The sequence below is a fragment of the Bacillus sanguinis genome, from assembly GCF_018332475.1.
Lineage (GTDB): Bacteria > Bacillota > Bacilli > Bacillales > Bacillaceae_G > Bacillus_A > Bacillus_A sanguinis.
The window spans coordinates 1-5,026 of record NZ_BOQB01000441.1 but is presented as its reverse complement, the minus strand read 5'-3'; the positions used below and the strand labels follow the sequence as shown (position 1 = coordinate 5,026).

General features: G+C 36.1%; 5 protein-coding genes and 2 riboswitches. Of the genes, 4 read left to right on the top strand and 1 reads right to left on the bottom strand.

The genetic code is table 11. From position 1 onward, the window contains the following. Positions 1-15: 15 nt before the first annotated feature. Positions 16-123, bottom strand: a riboswitch (SAM riboswitch). A 64-nt stretch (positions 124-187) separates the two neighbouring features. Further along, entirely contained in the window at positions 188-1,366 is a 1,179-nt protein-coding gene (locus KI369_RS27385) for a pyridoxal phosphate-dependent aminotransferase (protein WP_212958738.1), read from the bottom strand. 14 nt (positions 1,367-1,380) lie between these two features. Here KI369_RS27385 and KI369_RS27380 point away from each other — a divergent pair, with 14 nt between their 5' ends. The 4 genes from KI369_RS27380 (at position 1,381) to KI369_RS27365 (ending at position 5,018) form a co-directional block, all read left to right on the top strand. Continuing rightward, positions 1,381-2,244, top strand: coding sequence for a carbon-nitrogen family hydrolase (locus tag KI369_RS27380; RefSeq protein ID WP_212958740.1), 864 nt, complete (start codon positions 1,381-1,383; stop codon positions 2,242-2,244). Between the two features lie 72 nt (positions 2,245-2,316). After that, positions 2,317-2,458: riboswitch (SAM riboswitch) on the top strand. A 90-nt stretch (positions 2,459-2,548) separates the two neighbouring features. Then, positions 2,549-3,730 carry an S-methyl-5-thioribose kinase gene (gene mtnK / locus KI369_RS27375; RefSeq protein WP_212958736.1) on the top strand — a complete coding sequence of 394 codons (1,182 nt, stop codon included), beginning with the start codon at positions 2,549-2,551 and terminating at the stop codon, positions 3,728-3,730. Beyond that, a complete protein-coding gene (gene mtnA / locus KI369_RS27370; RefSeq protein ID WP_212958734.1) occupies positions 3,727-4,782 on the top strand; it encodes an S-methyl-5-thioribose-1-phosphate isomerase in 1,056 nt (351 codons plus the stop codon). Before mtnK ends, mtnA begins: the two co-directional genes overlap by 4 nt. A gap of 74 nt (positions 4,783-4,856) precedes the next feature. After that, complete coding sequence (locus KI369_RS27365) at positions 4,857-5,018, top strand: YvrJ family protein (protein ID WP_212958732.1); 162 nt, start codon at positions 4,857-4,859, stop codon at positions 5,016-5,018. The last annotated feature ends 8 nt before the right edge of the window (positions 5,019-5,026 follow it).

Here is a 5,026-nt window from a genome sequence, read left to right as displayed (position 1 = left end):
TTTTTTACAACCAGCTCCTTATCTGTCAGCGTAATGCTGCGAGAATTAGCACCGTGTCTACAATTATGTAGATCGGTTGCCGGGTTTCGTCGGGCTCGTCCCTCCACCTGCTCTTGATAAGAAGTATTTAGAAATGTTTAAATTTTTAAGATAACTGAATTTTGTCAGATATTTTTCATGTTGTCAATTACTTTTTGAAAAAATTTAATTTATCAATTCGATTAATGGCTTCTCGTAATCTATCTTCTGTATGCAAGAGACCAACACGGACGTACCCTTCGCCATGTTCACCAAATCCAACACCAGGAGCAACTGCAACGTGTGCTTTTTCTAGTAAAATATCAGAAAATTGCTCAGATGTATAACCCTCTGGTACAGGAAGCCATGCAAAGAATGATCCTGTTGGAATGTCTACATTCCAACCAATTGAGTGACAAGCTGAAATAAGAGCGTTTCTTCGAGATTCGTAACTATTTACAAGGTCTATTACGCAAGACTGTGAACTTAATAGTGCTTCGCGGGCAGCATCTTGAACTGCACCAAAAATACTAACATACATATGATCTTGTAATAAGTTAATTGTTTCGATCACACTTTCATTCCCTACAGCAAAAGCAATGCGCCAGCCAGCCATATTGAAAGTTTTCGATAATGTGTAAATTTCGATTCCTGTATCTTTGGCACCGTCTGCTTGTAAGAAACTAACAGGCTTTTGACCATCGAACCCTATAGCACCATAAGCAAAATCATGAACGACTAATATATTATGTTTATTAGCAAAATGAATGGTTTCATCAAAGAAAACTTTTGATGCAGTAGCACCTGTAGGGTTATTTGGATAGTTTAAAAACATTAATTTTGCACGCTCGGCAATAGAGTCATCAATTTTCGTATAATCTGGTAAAAAGTTATTTTCTGCAATAAGCGGCATTGTTTCAAATTGTGCTTTTGCTAAAGCAACTCCGGATAAATAATCTGGATAGCCTGGATCTGGAACGAGAATAGTATCACCAGGGTTTGTAAAACAAATTGGTAATTCTACTAATCCAGCCTTTCCACCAAACAAAATAGCAACTTCAGTTTTTGGATTTACTACTACATCATATTCACGTTGATAGAATGTTGCCACGGCTTCTTTTAAACTTTCATGTCCGCGGAATGGCGGATATTTATGATGAATGGTCTTTTCAGCAGCATCTTGTAAAGCTTTTACGATATGCTGCGGCGTTGGTTGATCTGGATTACCTTGACCTAGATTAATAACATCGTGACCAGCTGCTACGACTTTGTTAACTTTTGCAACAAGTGAAGCGAAAAATTGTGTTGGCAATGATGTTACTATCTCAGAAGGTTGAAATAATTTCATACTTTCCACCTCTTTTGAAAGTTGTTACAATTCTAGTGACAAATGATATAATCTTTCCAGTATTTTGTAAAGAAAAAATTATGAATGGGGCTGACAAAATGAAAGTCGCATGTATTCAAATGGACATTGTCTTTGGAGATGTAGAAAAAAATATTGAGAATGCTAAAAATAAAATAAGCGAAGCGATGAAGGAAAGACCGGATGTTATTGTCTTACCAGAACTATGGACAACAGGATATGATTTAACAAGACTCTTTGAAATTGCAGATAGGGATGGATTGGAAACGAAAGAAAAGTTGAAAGAATGGTCGAAGCAATATGGTGTACATATTGTCGGTGGTTCTATAGCGAAGCAAACAGAGCAAGGTGTTACAAATACAATGTATGTGGTAAACAAGGAAGGAGAACTAGTCAATGAATATAGTAAAGTGCATTTATTTCAGCTTATGGATGAACATAAATATTTAATCGCTGGAAATAGTACAGGTGAATTTAAGTTAGATGATATAGAGTGCGCCGGCACAATTTGTTATGACATTCGTTTTCCGGAGTGGATGCGTGTTCATACTGCGAAAGGTGCAAAGGTTTTATTTGTTGTAGCAGAATGGCCATTAGTTCGTTTAGCACATTGGCGTTTGCTATTGCAAGCAAGAGCAGTTGAAAATCAATGTTATGTTGTTGCATGTAATAGGGCAGGAAAGGATCCGAATAATGAGTTTGCCGGTCATTCTTTAATTGTCGATCCTTGGGGCGAAGTTGTTGTAGAAGCGAATGAAGAAGAATCAATTTTATTTGGAGAGCTTCATTTTGAGAAAATTAAAGAAGTACGCAAAGGAATTCCAGTTTTTGCAGATCGTCGTCCAGAATTATATAAATAAAATGTTGACAAGTGATTTTTATTCTTGGTATAGTCTTCAACATAAAGTTAAAAATTCAAAAAAATTATACAACTCTTATCAAGAGCAGGTGGAGGGATTTGGCCCGATGAAGCCCAGCAACCGACCGTAATACCATTGTGAAATGGGGCGTTTATTACGCCAAAAGGCACGGTGCTAATTCCAGCAGAAAGTTTTACTTTCTGGCAGATAAGAGGGGAGAAGATAAACTTCAAACCTCTTTCTTAGTGGAAAGAGGTTTTTCTACGTCAGAAAAACCTCTGAATATAAAAAGGGGGAGAAGACGATGGGATATTATTCATTAACTGAAACGACAGCTATACAATATGCGAAAGAACACGATTATTTTGAAAAGAAAGCAAATGTAGTTTGTCATGAAATTGGAGATGGAAATTTAAATTACGTGTTCAAATTAGATGATGGAGAGAAGTCTATTATAATAAAACAAGCACTGCCATATGCGAAAGTAGTTGGTGAGAGCTGGCCATTGTCTATAAAAAGAGCGACGATTGAAAGTAAAGCATTACAAATTTTTGCGAAGTATGTGCCGGAATATGTGCCGGTAGTGTACAGTCATGATGAAGAGTTAGCAGTAACAGTCATAGAAGATTTATCAAGACTAACAATTACAAGAAAAGGATTAATAGATGGAGAGGAGTACCCACTTTTATCCCAACATATTGGTCGTTTTCTAGCACATGTGTTGTTTTACACTTCAGATTTCGGATTAGAGTCAGAAGAGAAAAGGGTACTAGAAGGTGCATTTGTAAACCCAGACCTTTGCAAAATTACAGAAGATTTAGTGTTTACAGATCCGTTTGGTCATTACGATACGAATGATTATGAACCAGATTTGCAGCTAGCTGTAGATGAACTATGGAGTGACAAAACTGTCAAACTAAAAGTGGCACAGTATAAATATAAATTTTTAACGAGAAAAGAAGCACTCATTCATGGTGATTTACATACTGGTAGTATTTTTTCATCACCTTCTGAAACGAAAGTGATTGATCCAGAATTTGCAACATATGGTCCATTTGGATTTGATCTTGGTCAATTTATTGCAAATTTATTATTAAATGCGTTATCACGTGAAGAAGAAAAAAGAAATGTGCTATTTTTCCATATAGAGAAGACATGGAGTTATTTTGTAGAAACTTTTACGAAGCTATGGATTGGAGAAGGTGTAGAAGCATATACGAAAGAAAAGCAATGGCTACCAATTATTTTGCAAAACATTTTTACGGATGGCGTTGGATTTGCAGGATGTGAGCTTATCCGTAGAACAATTGGTCTAGCGCATGTAGCTGATTTAGATGAAATAACAAATAAAGAAACGAGAATTCATGCTAAGAAACAAGCGTTATCCTTAGGTAGAGAACTAATAAAATATGAATCTAAGAACGCTGATATTCAACTGTTCCGAACATTATTCCAACAGACAGTTTCTGGAGGGGTAAAAGCATGAGTACAATTGTTACGATTCCGAGGTCTGTCAGTTGGAAAGGAGATGCTATTGCAGTATTAAATCAAACAAAGTTGCCGCATAGCACAGAATATAAAACATTAACGACGATTGAAGAGGTATGGAAAAGTATTGTCATGCTAGAAGTACGAGGAGCACCTGCAATTGGAATTGTAGCTGCATTTGGATTGGCGCTTGCATCGAAAAAATATGACACCGTACATATTGAAGAATTTCAAAAGAAGTTTAATAGAGATTGTAATTATTTAGGAACGTCACGCCCGACAGCAGTCAATTTATTTTGGGCGATCGATCGTATGAGAGAATCCATTCGGGAAATTACTACAATAAAAGAAGCACAAAAAAAATTAGAAGAAGAAGCGCTTCTCATTCAGCAAGAAGATGAAGCAGTATGCCGGAGTATTGGAGAACATGCATTAACATGTTTTAAAGACGGTGATAACATTTTAACAATTTGTAACGCTGGCAGTATCGCCACTGCTAGATATGGTACTGCATTAGCACCATTTTATATTGGGAAAGAAAAAGGTGTACATTTACATGCATATGCATGTGAAACGAGACCAGTTTTACAAGGCGGTCGCTTAACGACCTGGGAATTAAAGCAGGCAGATGTTGATGTAACGCTTATTACAGATAATACGGCAGCTCATGCTATTCAAACGAAAGAAATAAGCGCGATTATTGTAGGAGCGGACCGAATTGTTGCAAATGGAGACACCGCAAATAAAATCGGAACAATGAATTTAGCTATATTAGCAAAGTATTTTAATATTCCGTTTTACGTTGCAGCTCCACTATCGACATTTGATATTACGAAACAAACAGGCGCAGAAATTGTTATTGAAGAAAGAGATGAAACAGAAGTTACGAAAATTTTTGGGAAACAAGTGGCACCAGTTGGAATTAATGTTTATAATCCTGCATTTGATGTAACACCGAATGAATTAATTACAGGTATTATTACTGAGAAAGGTATTATACATGGAGATTATAAGCGAGAAATTGCATCATTGTTTGAAAAAACAAGCTAATACATAATAGCTTGTTTTTTTATGCCTAAATGTGTTCTTTTTTCTTATTTATATAATGAAAGGAGGAGAAAAAGATGGAAGAGTGGATCAAGATGATAGGTAATGTAGGGTTTCCAATTGTTGTAACATTATATTTACTCCATCGAATTGAAAGCAAATTAGAGGGGGTAATTGTTGCAATAGAAAAGTTGCCACGGCAATTACTACAGTATGACGATCCTCGCGATAAAAAATAAAGTTTGCT

Coding starts and splice junctions, on each gene's coding strand:
- KI369_RS27365 (WP_212958732.1), top strand. CDS start 4,857: ATGGAAGAGTGGATCAAGATGATAGGTAATGTAGGGTTTCCAATTGTT.
- mtnK (WP_212958736.1), top strand. CDS start 2,549: ATGGGATATTATTCATTAACTGAAACGACAGCTATACAATATGCGAAA.
- mtnA (WP_212958734.1), top strand. CDS start 3,727: ATGAGTACAATTGTTACGATTCCGAGGTCTGTCAGTTGGAAAGGAGAT.
- KI369_RS27385 (WP_212958738.1), bottom strand. CDS start 1,366: ATGAAATTATTTCAACCTTCTGAGATAGTAACATCATTGCCAACACAA.